This is a genomic window from Dyella sp., assembly GCF_035277725.1.
Classification (GTDB): domain Bacteria; phylum Pseudomonadota; class Gammaproteobacteria; order Xanthomonadales; family Rhodanobacteraceae; genus Dyella_B.
Genome location: NZ_DATEJY010000145.1, coordinates 1 through 14,109, shown reverse-complemented (window position 1 = coordinate 14,109; position 14,109 = coordinate 1). Strand labels below are relative to the sequence as shown.

Genomic DNA, 14,109 nt, shown 5'->3' with positions numbered 1-14,109 from the left:
CCGCTGCGGCTCGCCGCCATGGAACTGCACGGCGCCATGACTGGTGACCAGCGCCGCGCCGCCGTGCGCGATATGCGCTTCCAGCAGTGCATCCACCAGTTCGATGCCAGTGCGGTCCAGATTGGCGTAGGGTTCGTCCAGCAGCCATAGCGCAGCAGGAATCAGCAGCAAGCGCGCCAGCGCCACGCGTTTCTTCTGGCCGGCGGAAAGTTTGCGTACGGGTTCATCCTCAAATCCGGTCAATCCAACCTGCGTGAGTGCGCCTTCAATGCCGCTCTGGTTGCGATGGCCGTGCAGGCCGATGGTGAACGCAAGGTTCTCGCGCGCACTCAGTTCCGCTTTCAGGCCGAGCTGATGGCCGAGGAATACCACTTCGCCGCTGCAGCGATCCCAGGTGAGCGGCTCGCCGCGCCATAGCAATTGGCCTTCCTCCGGGCGCAACAAGCCGGTAAGGATGCGCATCAAGGTGGTCTTGCCGCTGCCGTTGTCGCCTTCGATCAACATCAGCTCGCCGGCATGGAGATGGAAATCCAGCGGGCCGAATACGGGTTCGTCCTGGCGGTGGAAGGCGAGGGCGCGGGCTTCGAGTAGCGGAGAGTGGGAAGTCATCACCGGCATTGTGCGGATGGCTTATCCAGCTTGTCCACGCGGCGGCTCGCCGCTGGTCAGGCGCAGGCGCGCGTAGCCGTCAGCCAGGCCGTGGACATAGGCGTTCTGCTGGAATTGCTGCGCCAGGGCATCCGTCTGCGCCAGTTCCGGGCCCAGGACGAACAAGCTGGGTTCGCGCCAGTCCTGGCCCACGCCGATGGCGGGGTGGATGGCGACTGTGGAAGGTAGCTTTTGCAAAGCCGCGAGCAGGGTTTGTTGCGCAGCATGGTTCTGGCTGCGCGGCCGGCTTTGCGAAAAGGGATTCCATGCCGTGATGAAGGCCCAGCTGTGCGGACCGATCAGGCTGCGCAATGCAGCGGGCACGGGCGCATCCACGTGCAGGGATGCAAAACCGCCACGCGCCAGGCGCACGCGGTAGTCCGTGTTGCGGTAGGCCGCGATCAGCCCGCTATCCATGACGCAGCGGCGGCAACGGGGGCAAAGTGGCTCGTAGCGCGCTTACGGCGGCGTCCAGGTGGATGTTTTCAACATCGGTGGAGCCGCGCAGCAGTTGTTCCAGTAGCACGTCCTGCGCACGCCCGCGCTCGTACGCATACACGTAAGGCAGATGCGTAAAGGTGACCATGCGGTAGCGCGCCATGAAATAGTGCGGCGCACGTTCGGCCAGCCGCGCGCCGAGTTCGCGTTTGGCGAGATAGCGTGGGTCGGCGACCGAATCGCGCATCTCGATGTAATTCTCCAGTGCCATCGCTGCGATCGCATCGGCGTTCGGTTTGCGGATGCGCTGGAACTCGGCGAACGCGTCGGCGGTCTCGCGGCCTGCTTCCGCCAGCAGATTCGCCAGCACAACCGTATCTTCGAAACCGCAATTCATGCCCTGACCGTGAAACGGCACGATGGCATGCGCCGCATCGCCGATCAGCAAGGCGCGGCCGTCGATGTGCCAGCGGTCGAGATAGAGCGTGGACAAGCTGCCGACCGGATGCTCGTCGTAGTCTTCGGAAAAATTGGGAATCAGCGGCAGCAGGTCCGGGAAATCGTCGCGGAAGAAGGCGCTGGCTGCCGCGGCATCGGGCAGCGTATCGAAACTGGGATGCGGGCCATGCGCCGGCAGGAACAGCGTAACGGTGAAGCTGCCTTCGGTGTTGGGCAGCGCGATGCACATGTAGCCGCCGCGCGGCCAGATGTGCAGCGCATGCGGTTCGATCGCGAAACGGTTGGCACCGGTGGCGGGCGGAATCTCCAGTTCCTTGTACCCGTGGCCCAAGGGTTCGACGCGTTGGCCGAGTGGCAGGTAATCGTTCATGGCTGCGCGCAATGCAGAGCCAGCACCATCGGCGCCGACCAGCACGGCTGCATCGTGCTGGCGTTGCGTACCGGCTTCATCGACCAGGGTGATGCGGTGCACATCGAGATCGGCGGCGGCGAGACCTTGCCCGAAATGGAACGTTGCGCCCGCTGCTTCCGCGGCATCAAGCAGCAGCATGTTGAGCCCGCCGCGCGAGACCGACCAGATCACTTCGCTGTCGTCCACGCCGTAACGCTGCAGCCCAGATGTGCCTTGCAGCGGATGCACCATGCGTCCGCGCATCATCACCGCGCGCTGCAGCACGTCATCGGCAAGACCCGCAGTACGCAACGCCTGCAAGCCGCGTTCGGCGAGCGCGAGGTTGATCGAGCGTCCGCCAACGAAGCCAGCGCGGCGCGGATCAGGACGTTTTTCAAAGACCTCAACGGTAAACCCGCGCGTGGCCAGAAGCTTGGCCAGCAAGGCACCGACCAAGCCGCCGCCAATCAGGGTGATGGTTTGTTGCGTCATGCTGCGTGCCATCAGTGGGAGCACGACAATGTTCCGCAACTGGGCGTTGACTGCAAGGGTGAGGCTCGTAAGTTGGGGTGCCAACCCCAACATCGCCGCGTTGATCAGGAGAGCAATGTTGGGGTTCGCACCCCAACCTGCGATTCTAGAAACTCATGAAATAGCCGCCATTCACCGGCAGGTTGGCGCCGGTGATATAGCCGGCATCATCCGCCGTAAGGAACACGACCGCACGGGCGATATCGCCTGGTGTGCCGAGCCTGCCCACCGGAATGTCGGAGATAATTTGTTGCCGAATTTCCTGCGGCACTGCGGCCACCATCGGCGTATCGCAATAGCCCGGCGAAACCGTATTCACAGTAACGCCCTTGCGCGCCGTTTCCCGCGCCAGTGCCATGCTGAAACCGTGCACGCCGGCCTTGGCGGCAGAGTAATTGGTCTGCCCGAACTGGCCGGTCTGGCCATTTACCGAACTGAGGTTGACGATGCGGCCGAAACCGCGTGCCGTCATGCCCTCGACGACTTGGCGGCAGGTGTTGAATACGCCATCGAGGTTCACGCGCATCAGTTCATGCCATTGCTGCGGATCCATCTTGCGCAAGCTGGTATCGCGGGTGATGCCGGCGGCATTCACCAGGATATCGACGTGGCCGATATGGCGTTCGATATGCTCGACGAGCGAACCGCAGGCTTTGAAGTCGCTGACGTCGCAGGGTTCGAAACGGATGGCGCCATTCAAGGCGGAAGTGCGTTCGCGGAAGGTTTCGATGCGATCGCTGCGCGTAGCCAGATCGACGGCGATGACCGCGCGGCCGGCTTGGGCAAGCTGCAGGCAGATTTCAGTGCCGATACCGCCGATGCCCCCGGTGACCAGGGCGACACGCGATGCGGAGTGTGACGGGCTCATGACAGAGATCTCTTAACGCATGCCGCGCGGCAGCACGTGTTGTGCTGCAGCGGTGTGGCGTGCCCGAGCAACGCGATCAGGGTTTCTTGGTGGTGGTGCCGCGGCCGGCCTGACCCGGTGGGGTGGCGGCTTGCGAGGCGGCATCGAGGAAACCGCGCTGCATGTTCTTCCAGGCATCCAGGTTGCGTTCCGTCAGATCGTTGAGCAGCGACCAGGGGGTTTGCCCCATCAGGCTGTTGAGCTGGGTGCGGAACTGCTGTTGCTGGTCGAGGAACACCTGCAGGCTGCGCTCCAGGTACGGGCCCATGAATCCCTGCAGGGAATCGCCGTAGAAGCGGATGATCTGGCTCAGGAGCTGGGGCGACAGCATCGGCTGGCCCTTTTCTTCGTGCTCGGAAATGATCTGCAGCAGCACGGAGCGGGTCAGGTCCTCGCCGCTTTTGGCGTCACGGACTTCGAAGGTTTCACCATCCAGAACCAGCTGACGGACTTCTTCCAGCGTGATGTAGCTGGAGATCTCCGTATCGTAGAGCCGACGGTTCGGGTACTTCTTGATGATGCGGATAGTTTGTGCCATGCACACAAACTAGCAGAAGGTATTGCGTCGCACCAGTCAGGGTTCGCCTTTTTATGCTGCACGACCGGGTGCAGCAATCAGTGCCCCGCAGCGCCGCCACCCGCGCTGCCGAACGGCGGGCGAGCGAACCAGAGCACGGGCAGCAATACGATGAACAGAATGGCGCATCCGTAGAAAATGTCGTTAACAGCCAGCGTATAGCCTTCGCGATTGATGATTTGATCGATATAAGCGGCGCGTTGCGTGGCGCCGAATCCCATGTGCGAAAGCTGCTGCAGATAGTTCGCGGCACCCGGTTGAGCCGGATTAACGTACTCGGTAAGGCTGGCGTGATGGGAAATGGCGCGGTGCTGCCACAACGTCACCATGACTGCGGTCGAAACGCTCGAGCCCAGCGTGCGGAAGAAATTGGACAACCCGGAGGCGCTCGCGATCTCCGAAGCAGGCAGTCCGGAGAGGTATATCTGGTTGAGCGGAATGAAAAAGCAGGGAATGGCCAGCCCCATTACGAAGCGTGGTATCACCAGCGTAGCGAAGGAGGCCGCACTGTCGAACGTGGAAAACCAGTACGACGTAAACGCGAACACGATGAACGCGATGCTCACCAGTAAACGCAGGTCGACCTTGTCCATGTTGCGGCCAACGATCGGCGACAGCAGAAACGCCAATACGCCCACCGGCGCGGCGGCCAAACCTGCCCAGGTGGCGGTGTAGCCCAGTGTGGTTTGCAGCCACAGCGGAAACACCACGTTGATGCCGAAGAAGGCGAACATACCCAGCGACAGGCTGAGCACGCCCACGGTGAAGTTGCGCTCCTTGAACAGCGTGAGATCGATCACCGGATGCTTGGCGTGGATTTCCCATACCACCAGGAAGGTGAGGCAGACCAGTGCGATCAGTCCCAGCGTAAGAATCAGCGGCGAGGCGAACCAGTCGTGGTCGTTGCCGTTGTCCAGCATGAACTGCAGACAGCCCACGCCTGCCACCAGCAGCACCAGGCCCACCACATCAATCGGCGCCTTGGTGGTTTTGGTCTCGCGCTTGTGCAGCAGTGTCCAGGTGATGATCGCGGCCAGGATGCCCACCGGCAGGTTGATGTAGAAAATCCACGGCCAGGAGAAATTGTCGGTAATCCAGCCGCCGAGGATCGGGCCGAAGATCGGTGCCACCACTACGGTCATCGCCCACATCGCCAGCGCGACGCCCTGTTTTTCTTTCGGATAGCTCGACAGCAACAAGGTCAGCGAGAGCGCCACCATCGGGCCGGAACCGGCGCCTTGCATCAGGCGGCCGAACACCAGCATCGGCATGGTGGTGGACAGGCCGCAGAACATTGAAAACAGCACGAACAACATCACCGACGTGACGAAGGTGCGCACTTCGCCAAAGCGGCGCGCCACCCAGCCGGTGAGCGGCTGCATGATGGCGCTGGCCAGCGAATACGAGCTGATCGCCCAGGTGCCTTCGTTCGGGCTCACCGCCAGGCTGCCAGCGATGTGCGGCACGGAGACATTGACAATGGTCATGTCCAGCACCTCCATGAAGGTGCTGAACGCCACGGCGATGGTCAGCAGCACCAGCGGCGTGCCGTGCAGCGGTTTCAATGGTGCGGCGTTTTCGGGGGTGGCAGCCATGATGGATCCGCTAAATAAAAGAGTTAACTACATGGCGCGATGCTCGTAGGTTGGGGTGCGAACCCCAACATGACGCGCGAGCGAGCACGGCGACGTTGGGGTTCGCACCCCAACCTACGGGGCAAGTCTCCCCTGCAAGCAGGGGGAAGGGCGGAAAGTTCAGCGCTTGGACGCATCGTCGGACATGCCAAGGTTGGCGCGAATGATCTTTTCCGCCTCGGCATCGGCCTGTGCTGCTACCTGGTCATACACCGAGGTTTCCGCAGGCGGCTGCGCGGGTGACGATGACAGCTCAGGGCCTTGGTCATTGCTGATATCGACAGTCACATCGGTCGAAAGGCCAACGCGCAGCGGATGCTTGTCCAGCTCATCGTTGTTGAGCGCGATACGCACCGGCACGCGCTGCACCACCTTGATCCAGTTGCCGGTCGCGTTCTGCGCCGGCAACAGCGAGAACACACTGCCGGTGCCCGCACCCAGGCCGATCACCTTGCCGTGGTATTCGACGCCGCCGCCGTACAGGTCTGTCGTGACCTTGACCGGTTGGCCAATGCGGATATGGCGCAATTGGTTTTCTTTGAAGTTCGCATCGATCCACAGATCGTGCAGCGGCACGATAGTCATCAACTGCTGGCCGGGTGAAATGCTTGCGCCTAGCTGCACGCTGCGTTGTGCCACGTAACCGCTGACCGGCGCGACGATGGTGTTGCGTTGCGCGGCAATCCAGGCGGCGCGGAAGTTTGCACGCGCCTGCATCACAGCCGGATTGTTGGCGATGTCGGTGCCTTCCACCGCAGCGCGTGCCGATTGCGCCTGTGCCTTCGCGGCATTCAATGCAGCTTGCGCCTGCGCCACGCTGTCACGCATGTGCTGCACGATTTCCGGCGATTCGGCTTGGGCCGCGACCAATGGAAGATGGCGCTTCAGATCGGCTTCGGCCTTGCGCAGATCGACTTCACGCGCCGCCACCGTGGCGTCGGCACCGGTCACCGAATCGTTCTGCTGGCGAACCTGGCGTACCGCTTGTGCAAGCGCGCTGCTGTTCTGGCGCAGACGCACGTCGGCGTCGGTGGGATCCAGCTTCACCAGCACCTGTCCGGCCGTCACGTGCTGCGTGTCATCGGTGAGGATGGCGATCACGGTGCCAGGCACCTGCGACGAGAGTGCAACCTGGTTGCCGCCCACATACGCGTTATCGGTGCTCTCGCGCGTTGAAAACACAAAGAACCACAACAGGAGCCACGTCAATCCAGCAAGCACGAAAATCGCGCCCACGATCAACAATGCGCGGCTGCGCTTGGCGGGATTCTTGGCGGCCAGGCCGCTGTCATTGGCGTCCTTGGAGAGGGCGGACTCGGAGGCGCTCATGGTCAGGGGGCTCCTGCGGGATTTGAAGGGGGAGAGGGAGCAGCGGCGGATTGCGCTGTCTTGTTGCCGAGATCGGAACGATAGCCACCACCGAGCGCCTTGATCAGCGCCAGATCGGTACTTAGCGCCTGCGCTTGCAGGCTGATGGCCTGGTCGCGCTGCTGCAGCAACTGTGCTTCAGCGTCGAGGCTCTGGCGCGCATCCTGCGTGCCGTGCGCGGCGCGTGCCTGTGCGTTGGCGAGCAGCGCTGCATTGGCCTTGATCTGCGCATCCTGCTTTACGCGACGCGCGGCAATCTGTTGTGCGGTGACGGCTTGCGTGGCGACGTCGCGCGCGGCATCCGTCACTGCCACGTTGTAGTCCGCAATGGCGGCATCGAGCCCGGCGCGGCTGGCACCGTAATTCGCTTTCAGCCGGCCGCCTTCGAAGATCGGCAGATGTACCGCCGGCGTGATGCCGAACACGCGGCTGCCGGCCGTGAACAAATTACCCAGATCGCCCTTGCTGCCGGTGGTCAGGCCGCCGAAGCTCGGTGCGCCCTGATCCGTGCTGGAGAGACCCGCCATCGCCTTGATGCTGAAATCGGGGAAAAATTGCGCGCGCGCCACATCGATCTGTTTCAGTGTGGCTTCGACGCGCCAGCGGCTGGCGGCAATGTCGGGGCGGCGAGCGATCAAGTCCAGGTGTGCGTCATCGGGAATGGCACCTTCCAGTTCGGGCAATGCGCGTGGTTCGAGCGGCGGCAATTGCGCCGGCGATACGTTCACCAGTGCTGCGAGCACCACTTTGCGCAGTTGGATGGAACCTTCCAGCGTGGCCTGCATCTGCTGTGTACTGGCAAGTTGCGAGCGTGCTTGTTGCACGGTATCGGGCAGATCCACGCCTTGGCGTACGCGCAGTTCGGCGATGTGAAGCAAGCGCTGCTGCACACCAACGGCTTGCTGCGTGAGTGCGAGGCGGCTTTCATCGGCCAGCAGACCGAAGTACGCATCCGCCACCGCGTTCTGAATGGTGAGTATGGCCGCGCTGCGTTCCGCTTCGGCGGCATGCGCCTGATCGAGTGCGGATTCGATCGCGTTGCGCTTCTTGCCCCACCAATCGAAATCGTATTCGAGCTGCACGCTCAGGTCGGCCTGGTTGTACCAGTTGAAGCCGAGCAGAGAAGGAGGAATCAAGCCATGGTCGCTCATGCGCTGACGCGTGAGCTGGCCATTGGCGTCGACGGTAAGTCCGGCTTGGGCCGCGGCAACGCGTACCGATTGCTCGGCGGTTTTCACGCGCGTCCGCGCTTGTTCCAGATCGGGCGACTGCTTCATGACCAGCGCCATCACCTGGTCCAGTTGCGGGTCGTTGTACACGCGCCACCATTCGGTGGCAGGCCATTCGGCGCCCGCCTTGGTAGGCAGGCCTGCGAGCGGTACGTCGTCGCGCAGGGCAGGGTGTTGCACTTTGGCCGGGATATGGCAGCCGGCGAGCGCCAATGCGGCTATCAACACCAGGGGACGAAGCCGTGCGTACGGAAAGGATGAAGCGTTCATGGCGAATCACCCGCTGCGTGTTCGAGTTGGCTGAGGTTGTTTGCCAGCTTGCGCAGCAGGCGGTTCAAGGTGCTGCGCTCGTTATTGGTGAAGCCGTCAAAAAGCAGCTTCAGGCGCGGCAGCATGCTTGGCAGCATCTTCTGCACGAAGCGCTTGCCGGCCGGCGTGATTTTCATGACGACGCGGCGGCGATCTTCATCACTCGGGCCGCGCGTAATGAGTCCGCGCTTGACCAGTGCGTTGGCAATGCGCGTCATGTTGGTGACACCGAGCGAGGTGAACTGGCACACCTCGCCCGGCGTGGAGGCGCCGCCAGGATGGGCAAATATCGCGATAAGCGCGCGGAATTCGCTGTCGTTGAGCTTGTACGGGCGCAGCTTGTATTCGAGTTCCGCCTGCAGCCGTTCGGCGATGAGCAGCATGATCCGGCATAGCCCGACGTCTGCCGGTACTTCCGGAATGGCTCTGCGTACTCCCGCGATCCCCTCGTCCATGCACTTGATCTTGTCGCTCAGAAGCATTTCATCGGTGCATATTTCACTGGTGAAATAAAATCATGAGGCGTAAACCGGTGGCTTGGCAAGTGCCGGTAGACCGGTAGGTTGGGGTGAGGCGAAGCCGAACCCCAACACGAGATGCATGGATGGCGTGAATGTTGGGGAAAGCGTCAGGCGATGGCGAATAGGCGCTTTACGTTCGCGGTGGTGGCAGCGGCGACGGTTTCAGGCGCTTCGCCGCGCAAGGCGGCCACGCACTGCAGAACTTCCGCGACACGTGCCGGCTCGTTGCGCTGGCCACGGTGCGTCGATAACGGTTGATCCGGCGCGTCGCTTTCCAGCATCAAGTGCTCAATTGGCATATGGGCGACGATGCGTCGCAAGCGTTGCGCGCGTTCGTAGGTGACCGGGCCGCCAATGCCGATATGAAAACCGAGCTTCCACAGCTGCTCGGCCTGCTGCTGGCTGCCGGCAAAGCTGTGCACGACGCCACGCAAACCGCCGATGCGGCGCAGGGTGGCGGTTACTTCGTCCATCGCGGCGCGCGCATGCAGAATCACGGGCAGGTCAAATTCGCACGCAAGCTTCAGCTGTTGCAAAAAGTAATGGCGCTGGTCTTCGGCATCCAAACCTTCGACGTGGAAATCCAGGCCGATTTCCCCTACGGCAACAGGGCGCTGTGTCGCAAGCCAATGCGACAGCGCCGCGAGATGTTCCGGCCGATGCTGATCCATGAACATCGGGTGCATGCCATAGGCAGGAAAAAGCCCGCTGCCGGCACTGCATAGCGCCTGGATGCGCGGCCAACTGGCGGCATCGACGCCCGGGATGACTTGCAGTGTTACACCTGCCTGCCGGGCGCGCTCCAGGACGGCGTTGCGATCGCTATCGAACGAAACGTCATCCAGGTGTACGTGGCTGTCGGCAAGCGTAAGCATGGCTGTCATGATGCGTTATCTTGAGGCTGTTCTGATAGGTGCGAAGCGGTCTGCCGTCATTCAGCGTATGGGCGCTTCAATGCGCCACATCAAGTCTCGCCGGGCGGCGCGCTTGCGCACACCAACATACACAGGAGGTCGTTGTGAAAAGCAAATCGTTCAAATTCGGTGCGGTGGCCGCGGTGCTGATCGCCGTGGCGGCTTTGTCGGGCTGCCAGACGCAGCCAACCACATACCAGACGACCTACGGCTATCGCGGTTGCCAGAATTGCGGGGTGGTGCAGCAAGTACAGCAGATCTATATTCAGCAGCAAGGCAGCAATAACAGCGGCCTGGGCACGGTGATCGGTGCAGTGGCCGGCGGCTTGCTGGGCAGTACCATCGGTCATGGACGCGGCAATACGGCGGCTATCGTCGGCGGCGCGGTGGTCGGCGGCGTGGTGGGTAATAAGGTGGGGCAGGCGAACAGCCAGCCTGCAGGTACGACGCCGGCATGGCAGATCGTGGTGCGCATGGATAATGGACAGTACGCCACGGTCACGCAGGGTCCGAATCCTGGCGTGCGCCCTGGCGACTATGTTGTCATCAGCAACAACCAGGTTTATCCGCGCTGATTATTTCTTGAATGGACGTCTGGACGTCCAAAACAAAAAAGGCCCTCTTGCGAGGGCCTTTTTTATGGTTTTGCGCGTATCAGTTGATCGAGTAGAACTTGTGATCGCCGATCGTGATGGCGCGTTGATTGCGTGACCAGTTCGGTGCAACCGAGACGGTGGCGAAGTGGTCCGCGTGGGGAACGAATAGGTGACGCTCGTCGACGGGAAGCCCCCAGTTCTGGATCGACTTGCCGGCGATGTCCCAGGCTTTCTGGAATGCAACGACGTTGTCGATCTCTTGATTGGGCGACGTCGTCGATAGCGCGAATTGATGCGGCGCCTTGACGACGTCACACACCGTACCACCCCACTGGCCGCGTTCGCGCCGGCGCATGGCGACTTCCGCCACTGCCATTTGGCCGACCGTCGACTGGCTGCGTGCTTCCAGATAGACGGTGGTAGCCAGACAAGTCTGGTCTGCGAGCGGTTGGGGCAGTACGGACATCAGCCACAACAACATGGAAAGTTTCATATCTGCCTCCAGCTTGCAGTACGTACGGGCGCACATACGCGCCAGGACGCCGTTGCGGTGGACGGGCGGGCAGGCCGTTCCACCTGGATCTATCGCTTGCGCCGAAACTTAAGGCGCAAACGGGTGTTGACCGCTGTAACGCGGTGGAATCGATCGACATGTCCGATGTCGACCGGGAAAGCTTTCGGCTATTTACGCTGCGTGCATTGGGCACTTCAATGCAGCGTGTTCGCGCATACGGCGAGTTGTACTCCGGCGTCTTCTTGCCGGGTCGCGCCGATCCGGACCCCTCCGGTTCGTCGCGTATGTCGACACCCTGTGGGCTGGTGGGTGCCGGAAAAAGTTTGGCGGAATCTAGTGGGCCGCGCTCCTCTTTGCAAGTGCTGGCGCAGCGAGATTCACACTACGCTCACCATCTTGGCATAGCAAGCATGATGTAAACGTCAAGCCGGCCAACTAGTTAGCAATCGTATGTCAATGCCATCATCACTGAGCAAATGTTCATGCTGTTGTCCGAACTGCTCTGCTGCTTCATCAGTCATGACAGCCAACGCTTCAATATGTTCGTTGTCCACAATGAAGAGATTGAGCAAGCGCATGAACTCGCGATGATCGCGTTGAAGCAATGCACCTTCTTGTGCGTGTTTCGATAACGCAACATGATGCAAGTGACGTTTGTTGCCGCCGCGATAATGCAGGCGCGCAACGATTTCCTGGCCAGGATAACAACCTTTGTCGATAGCAACGGCACCAAGACGATGCAGCGATAAAGCAGGCGGAAGCAGTTCGTTCAATGTATTGCTTGGAAGCCACGCCCAACCTTCGCGCAATTGTTGTAGTTGCCATGCATCGTCGTTTTGCACGTTCTCGCCGAACAGCACGCTGTGCGTTCCGCATCCCAAACGAATGGCATCATCTTGCATGTCTACATCGTGCAGCGGCGTAGCAGAACTGTTTGCAAGCAATCCTTCTGCGTTGGAAAGTTTGACGCGCGAGCGAAAGACGAAGCGACGCAGGTTTTCAATAAAACTTGTCGCGTCACCGCCACGCAGAATGACCAGCAAACGTTCGTCGCTGATGCGTGCAAGATGAAACATGTTGCGCACGCGCCCTTGTGCGTCGAGCCAGCTGCTGAATTGCCAGCGCTGGTTGGCCAGTGCGGTGACCTGGCTGGTGAACTGGCTGTGCGCGAAGGCGATGGCGTCCGGGCCTTCGATGAAAATGGCGTGGGCGGTGTGAGATGTCGGCATGCGCGCTGGAGTGGGGGTGGCAAGGGTGTGATGCAAGAGCTGGCTGCGGCAGTGCCCATCTTGCCTGCTTGCATCGCCCGGCGTCTGGCGTCAACTGGTTGTGCCGCTATGCCGCAAGTATTACGCTTTTAGCGATACGAACATGCCCGACACGTCCTCCAAACCCGCCACGCCGAACGAACCCGCCAAGAAAGAGCGGGCAGCAACGCCCGTTTCGCCCGTGCCGGGCAAGGAACAAAACGAGCGGCCGGCGCCGGATCCCACGCGCTACGGCGATTGGGAAAAGAACGGGCGCTGCATCGACTTCTGATGCCGTTGCGCCGATCGCGCCACGACATTTGATGTCGGCGCGAAGCACAGGCAAGGGGAGCGGTAGTAGTGCACGGGCATTAGCGATTCCACCCCAGGATAGCCGCCATGGCAGAGACGCAACGACCGCTTTCACCGCATCTACAGATATATAAGTGGCAAGTGCAGATGGTGACCTCCATCCTGCATCGCGCCACCGGCATTGCCCTGTCCGTGGGCGCTTTGATCTTCGTGTGGTGGCTGGTCGCCCTGGCTGCCGGCGAAGACGCCTTCAACCAGTTCAAGGTCTGCATGGGCAGCCCCCTCGGCATCATCCTGCTGATCGGCTGGACCTGGTCCTTCTTCTATCACCTGTGCAATGGCATCCGTCACCTGGTGCAGGACGCGGGCGCGGGTTACGCCATCGTCCAGTTCGTGCGTTCCAGCTGGGCCTCGGTGATCGTCAGCTTGCTGCTTACGCTTATTGTTGTTGGCTACGCGCTGTCTGCCGGAGGTGCCGCATGAGTGCGAATGCGAAAGATCTGCGCCATCCGCTCAAGCGGGCACGCGGCCTGGGTTCGGCTCAGTTCGGCGTAAGCCACTGGTGGACCCAGCGCACCACCGCCACCGCGCTGGTGGTACTCGGGTTGTGGTTTGTCGTGCTGGTGCTGGGCCACCTGCACAGCGACTACGCCACGGTGCGCGCGATGGTGGCCAAGCCGTGGAACGCGGTGCTGCTGATCGCCTTCCTGGTCACCATGTTCTGGCACGCCGTGCTCGGTTTGCAGGTGGTCGTTGAGGACTACGTGCATACCCGCTGGAAGGAAATCTTCCTGCTGGTGGCTATCAAGTTTATTGCCGTGTTGAGCGTGCTGGCTGGCACGCTGGCCGTGCTGCGCATCGCACTGGGAGCCTGAGCTCGATGGAAGCCTACAAAATTCAGCAGCACAAATATGACGTGATCGTGGTGGGCGCCGGCGGCGCCGGCCTGCGCGCCACGTTCGGCCTGGCCGAAAAGGGCCTGAAGGCCGCATGCATCACCAAGGTGTTCCCGACCCGTTCGCACACGGTGGCAGCGCAGGGCGGCATTGCTGCCGCGCTCGGCAACATGGGCGAAGACGACTGGCGCTTCCACTTCTACGACACCATCAAAGGCTCGGATTGGCTGGGTGACCAGGACGCGATCGAATACATGTGCCGCGAGGCCATTCCTTCGATCCTGGAACTGGAACACTACGGCGTACCGTTCTCGCGCACTGACGATGGGCGCATTTACCAGCGTCCGTTCGGCGGCATGACCACGCATTACGGCAAGGGCACCGCGCAGCGCACCTGCGCCGCCGCCGACCGTACCGGCCACGCGATCCTGCACACGCTGTACCAGCAGGCGCTGGCGCACGATGCGGAATTCTTCGTCGAATACTTCGCGCTCGACCTCATCATGCAGGACGGCGCGTGCCGCGGCGTGGTGGCGCTCGATCTGGCCACCGGGCGGCTGCATCGTTACCGCGCGCACACCGTGATCCTGGCGACCGGCGGCTATGGCCGCGCGTATT

The 14,109-nt window shown here is 61.7% G+C and carries 17 protein-coding genes; 5 read left to right on the top strand and 12 right to left on the bottom strand.

The genetic code is table 11. The features are described 5' to 3' along the window. The 10 genes from ccmA to VJR68_RS13275 all read right to left on the bottom strand — a co-directional run. A partial coding sequence (ccmA, locus tag VJR68_RS13320; RefSeq protein WP_324148355.1) for a cytochrome c biogenesis heme-transporting ATPase CcmA occupies positions 1–609 on the bottom strand: 609 nt, incomplete at its 3' end. Between the two features lie 21 nt (positions 610–630). Next, positions 631–1,065: a DUF3293 domain-containing protein gene (locus tag VJR68_RS13315; RefSeq protein WP_324148353.1), complete on the bottom strand. Its 435-nt coding sequence runs from the start codon at positions 1,063–1,065 to the stop codon at positions 631–633. After that, the gene (locus VJR68_RS13310; protein ID WP_324148351.1) at positions 1,058–2,428 is read right to left on the bottom strand and encodes an NAD(P)/FAD-dependent oxidoreductase; all 1,371 of its coding nucleotides are present in this window, start codon (positions 2,426–2,428) and stop codon (positions 1,058–1,060) included. The genes VJR68_RS13315 and VJR68_RS13310 overlap by 8 nt, the downstream gene beginning before the upstream one ends. 145 nt (positions 2,429–2,573) lie before the next feature. Continuing rightward, positions 2,574–3,335, bottom strand: coding sequence for an acetoacetyl-CoA reductase (phbB, locus tag VJR68_RS13305; RefSeq protein ID WP_324148349.1), 762 nt, complete (start codon positions 3,333–3,335; stop codon positions 2,574–2,576). A 76-nt stretch (positions 3,336–3,411) separates the two neighbouring features. After that, positions 3,412–3,912 (bottom strand): polyhydroxyalkanoate synthesis repressor PhaR, encoded by a 501-nt coding sequence (phaR, locus tag VJR68_RS13300; RefSeq protein WP_324148347.1) that lies wholly within the window; start codon positions 3,910–3,912, stop codon positions 3,412–3,414. A gap of 77 nt (positions 3,913–3,989) precedes the next feature. Further along, positions 3,990–5,546, bottom strand: a complete 1,557-nt coding sequence (locus tag VJR68_RS13295; RefSeq protein ID WP_324148345.1) for a DHA2 family efflux MFS transporter permease subunit — start codon at positions 5,544–5,546, stop codon at positions 3,990–3,992. Positions 5,547–5,705: 159 nt separating this feature from the next. Next, positions 5,706–6,914 (bottom strand): efflux RND transporter periplasmic adaptor subunit, encoded by a 1,209-nt coding sequence (locus tag VJR68_RS13290; protein ID WP_324148343.1) that lies wholly within the window; start codon positions 6,912–6,914, stop codon positions 5,706–5,708. A 2-nt stretch (positions 6,915–6,916) separates the two neighbouring features. Next, positions 6,917–8,452 (bottom strand): efflux transporter outer membrane subunit, encoded by a 1,536-nt coding sequence (locus tag VJR68_RS13285; RefSeq protein WP_324148341.1) that lies wholly within the window; start codon positions 8,450–8,452, stop codon positions 6,917–6,919. Continuing rightward, positions 8,449–8,946 (bottom strand): MarR family transcriptional regulator, encoded by a 498-nt coding sequence (locus VJR68_RS13280; RefSeq protein WP_324148340.1) that lies wholly within the window; start codon positions 8,944–8,946, stop codon positions 8,449–8,451. The genes VJR68_RS13285 and VJR68_RS13280 overlap by 4 nt, the downstream gene beginning before the upstream one ends. 173 nt (positions 8,947–9,119) lie before the next feature. Next, entirely contained in the window at positions 9,120–9,887 is a 768-nt protein-coding gene (locus VJR68_RS13275) for a TatD family hydrolase (protein WP_324148357.1), read from the bottom strand. 143 nt (positions 9,888–10,030) lie between these two features. Between VJR68_RS13275 and VJR68_RS13270 the strand changes: the two genes are divergently transcribed. Further along, positions 10,031–10,501 carry a glycine zipper 2TM domain-containing protein gene (locus tag VJR68_RS13270; protein ID WP_324148338.1) on the top strand — a complete coding sequence of 157 codons (471 nt, stop codon included), beginning with the start codon at positions 10,031–10,033 and terminating at the stop codon, positions 10,499–10,501. 79 nt (positions 10,502–10,580) lie between these two features. Here VJR68_RS13270 and VJR68_RS13265 read toward each other — a convergent pair whose 3' ends face one another. Further along, entirely contained in the window at positions 10,581–11,015 is a 435-nt protein-coding gene (locus VJR68_RS13265) for a cell wall hydrolase (protein WP_324148336.1), read from the bottom strand. Positions 11,016–11,458: 443 nt separating this feature from the next. Beyond that, complete coding sequence (locus VJR68_RS13260; protein ID WP_324148334.1) at positions 11,459–12,301, bottom strand: folate-binding protein; 843 nt, start codon at positions 12,299–12,301, stop codon at positions 11,459–11,461. Between the two features lie 106 nt (positions 12,302–12,407). On the opposite strand from VJR68_RS13260, the gene VJR68_RS13255 reads away from it, so the two are divergent. From VJR68_RS13255 to VJR68_RS13240, 4 genes are all read left to right on the top strand, one after another. Next, a complete protein-coding gene (locus VJR68_RS13255) occupies positions 12,408–12,575 on the top strand; it encodes a DUF1674 domain-containing protein (protein WP_324148332.1) in 168 nt (55 codons plus the stop codon). A 107-nt stretch (positions 12,576–12,682) separates the two neighbouring features. After that, positions 12,683–13,078 carry a succinate dehydrogenase, cytochrome b556 subunit gene (gene sdhC / locus VJR68_RS13250; RefSeq protein WP_324148330.1) on the top strand — a complete coding sequence of 132 codons (396 nt, stop codon included), beginning with the start codon at positions 12,683–12,685 and terminating at the stop codon, positions 13,076–13,078. After that, positions 13,075–13,470 carry a succinate dehydrogenase, hydrophobic membrane anchor protein gene (sdhD, locus tag VJR68_RS13245; RefSeq protein ID WP_324148328.1) on the top strand — a complete coding sequence of 132 codons (396 nt, stop codon included), beginning with the start codon at positions 13,075–13,077 and terminating at the stop codon, positions 13,468–13,470. The genes sdhC and sdhD overlap by 4 nt, the downstream gene beginning before the upstream one ends. 5 nt (positions 13,471–13,475) lie before the next feature. Beyond that, the coding region (locus VJR68_RS13240) for an FAD-binding protein (RefSeq protein ID WP_324148326.1) at positions 13,476–14,109 on the top strand (634 nt) is incomplete at its 3' end.

What these genes read in the sequence shown, in the direction of transcription:
- phaR (WP_324148347.1), bottom strand. Translation starts at nt 3,912, where the DNA reads ATGGCACAAACTATCCGCATCATCAAGAAGTACCCGAACCGTCGGCTC.
- sdhD (WP_324148328.1), top strand. Translation starts at nt 13,075, where the DNA reads ATGAGTGCGAATGCGAAAGATCTGCGCCATCCGCTCAAGCGGGCACGC.
- VJR68_RS13310 (WP_324148351.1), bottom strand. Translation starts at nt 2,428, where the DNA reads ATGACGCAACAAACCATCACCCTGATTGGCGGCGGCTTGGTCGGTGCC.
- VJR68_RS13315 (WP_324148353.1), bottom strand. Translation starts at nt 1,065, where the DNA reads ATGGATAGCGGGCTGATCGCGGCCTACCGCAACACGGACTACCGCGTG.
- phbB (WP_324148349.1), bottom strand. Translation starts at nt 3,335, where the DNA reads ATGAGCCCGTCACACTCCGCATCGCGTGTCGCCCTGGTCACCGGGGGC.
- VJR68_RS13280 (WP_324148340.1), bottom strand. Translation starts at nt 8,946, where the DNA reads ATGGACGAGGGGATCGCGGGAGTACGCAGAGCCATTCCGGAAGTACCG.
- VJR68_RS13275 (WP_324148357.1), bottom strand. Translation starts at nt 9,887, where the DNA reads ATGCTTACGCTTGCCGACAGCCACGTACACCTGGATGACGTTTCGTTC.
- VJR68_RS13290 (WP_324148343.1), bottom strand. Translation starts at nt 6,914, where the DNA reads ATGAGCGCCTCCGAGTCCGCCCTCTCCAAGGACGCCAATGACAGCGGC.
- sdhC (WP_324148330.1), top strand. Translation starts at nt 12,683, where the DNA reads ATGGCAGAGACGCAACGACCGCTTTCACCGCATCTACAGATATATAAG.
- VJR68_RS13295 (WP_324148345.1), bottom strand. Translation starts at nt 5,546, where the DNA reads ATGGCTGCCACCCCCGAAAACGCCGCACCATTGAAACCGCTGCACGGC.
- VJR68_RS13255 (WP_324148332.1), top strand. Translation starts at nt 12,408, where the DNA reads ATGCCCGACACGTCCTCCAAACCCGCCACGCCGAACGAACCCGCCAAG.
- VJR68_RS13265 (WP_324148336.1), bottom strand. Translation starts at nt 11,015, where the DNA reads ATGAAACTTTCCATGTTGTTGTGGCTGATGTCCGTACTGCCCCAACCG.
- VJR68_RS13285 (WP_324148341.1), bottom strand. Translation starts at nt 8,452, where the DNA reads ATGAACGCTTCATCCTTTCCGTACGCACGGCTTCGTCCCCTGGTGTTG.